We start from the raw sequence: 2,263 nt of genomic DNA, 5'->3' as shown, positions 1-2,263 counted from the left end.
TTACATTAATAGCTATGCTGGCTACTCAGTTAAGCATCGGAAAACATCTTCATCTGGTGGTCTCGGCACATATTTTTTTGAATACCTACTAAGAAATAATATTGTAGAAAAGATCTTTGTTGTCGCCGAAAAAAGTGGAGGGTATGAATATCAATGGTTTGATGACGTAGATTCAATAACTAAAACCTCAAAGACACGTTACTGTCCAGTTACTCTGGAAAAGCTGTTTTTAGAAATTGATAATATTGATGGGAAGATTGCAGTATCAGGCGTACCAAGCTTTATTAAAGCTATCCGTTTGAAGCAATGCTACCACCCTGAATATAAAGAAAAAATTGCCTTTTTAGCTGGAATAATCTGTGGTGGATTAAAAAGCAAGTTTTATACAGACTATTTGGCACAGAAAGCCGACATTAAGGGAGAATATAGCCACCAAGAGTATCGTATTAAAGATACTGATTCTCATGCTTTAGATTATTCATTTGGTGCAAAAGAAATTGCAACTGGGAAATTTAAAACTGTAAAAATGTCTAAAGTAGGAAATACGTGGGGGAGCTCATTTTTTAATGCCCCTGCTTATGATTTTTCTGATGACCTTGTTGCAGAATTAGCAGATGTTTCTTTAGGTGATGCGTGGATCAAGCCGTACCAAGATGATGGTAAAGGCAACAATGTTATTGTAACTAGAAGCAAGATTGCTGATCAGATTGTCCAAGAGGGGTTGGCATGCGGTGAATTGATTATGGATTCGATTTCTATTGAGCTGTTTAAGTCTTCGCAAGCTGGTGGCTTCAAACATAAGCAATTAGGTATGAAACAGAGATTAAAGTTACAAAAGCCGAAAATGGACTTCTTACCTTACAAGAGAGCTCGACTTTTAGAAAAGACACCACTGGAATACACCTTGGTGCAACGCCAAAGGCTCATTACTCGTGATGCAAGTACAACAGAATGGCAAAAACATAAAGAAGTTGAAACTTTTGATGCTGCTTTAGGTGTGAGCATAAAAAAACTGAATAGACTCACTCGCCTTTATCATATTACCCAAAGAATTAAGAATAAATTAGGTTTAAAAACAGTTTAATGAAAATAGCAATCTTAACTCAACCATTGCACAATAATTACGGTGGCTTGCTCCAAGCATTTGCACTACAGAAATATTTAAAAACTCAAGATCATGATGTGATGACCCTTGATTTTGCATGGAATCACAAGCTTCGCTATTTCGGTATAAAATCAATTATCGGTAATATTATTCGTAAATATTTCTTACGAAGAGAATTAGCCAGCATTTTTCCTATCACTGATGAGCAGAAACGTAAAATTGGGCAGCATACTGATCGCTTCTCTGCTGAACACATTCGCACTACGCAAAAGATCTATTCCGTTGATGAAATGTCTTACATAAAAAACTATCAATTTGATGCGTATATTGTTGGTAGTGATCAAGTTTGGAGACCTGCATACTCACCTGGCATGTCAGCGTTCTTCTTATCTTTTTTAAATAAGAGTGATGATGCAAAGCGAATCGCTTATGCAGCATCTTTTGGCGTCGATAATTGCAATGAATTTAGCCAAGAAGCGTTGAAGGAGTATGCTGCTTTACTTAAACAATTTGATGCCGTTGCTGTTCGTGAAGATAGCGCCGTTAATTTATGTAAACAGCATTTTGGTGTTGCTGCTGAGCATGTGCTTGATCCTACCTTTCTATTAGATAAAGAAATGTATATCCAACTTATTGAGCAAGATAAATGCCCAGCCAGTAACGGTAATATGATGGTTTATGTTCTTGATCAATCATTAGATAAGAAAGAAATTATTCAGGCTGTAGCCAATGAACGTAGCTTGACACCCTACACTGTTATGCCGGACGAAAAAGGCGTCTATCCCCCTGTTACGCAATGGCTGCGTGGTTTTATGGATGCTGAGTTTGTCGTAACCGATTCTTTTCACGGCGTAGCATTTTCGATTATTTTCAATAAGCCATTTATCGCGATTGGAAATCATGATCGTGGATTAGCCCGTTTTACTTCTGTTTTAAAAATGTTTGGCTTGGAAGAGCGGCTTATATTTAGCATTAATGAATTAACGAGTCAGCTTATCAATCAGCCAATAAACTTTTCCAAAGTCAATCGCTTAAAAACTGAGAAACAGAAATTTGCTATGGATTTTTTAAATAATGCCTTATCAGGAAAATAATATGAGCAGTCCTATCTCAGATTATTCTGCACCTAAGGTATCGGTCATTATGCCTGTATACAAT

General features: G+C 36.8%; 2 protein-coding genes. Both read left to right on the top strand.

The features are described 5' to 3' along the window. Positions 1–1,084 (top strand): Coenzyme F420 hydrogenase/dehydrogenase, beta subunit C-terminal domain (locus tag AACQ21_RS06800; protein WP_105977631.1); only part of this gene is annotated, 1,084 nt, incomplete at its 5' end. Then, positions 1,084–2,199: a polysaccharide pyruvyl transferase family protein gene (locus AACQ21_RS06795; protein ID WP_105977630.1), complete on the top strand. Its 1,116-nt coding sequence runs from the start codon at positions 1,084–1,086 to the stop codon at positions 2,197–2,199. The genes AACQ21_RS06800 and AACQ21_RS06795, both read left to right, overlap by 1 nt. The last annotated feature ends 64 nt before the right edge of the window (positions 2,200–2,263 follow it).

The sequence above is a fragment of the Vibrio sp. V01_P9A10T6 genome, from assembly GCF_963877065.1.
GTDB classification, from domain to species: Bacteria; Pseudomonadota; Gammaproteobacteria; order Enterobacterales; family Vibrionaceae; genus Vibrio; species Vibrio anguillarum.
Note: the sequence above shows the minus strand (reverse complement) of the source record. Positions and strands in the feature narration are given on the sequence as shown.

Bases quoted from the DNA above. Each gene is read 5' to 3' on its own strand.
- AACQ21_RS06795 (WP_105977630.1), top strand. From the start codon at position 1,084: ATGAAAATAGCAATCTTAACTCAACCATTGCACAATAATTACGGTGGC.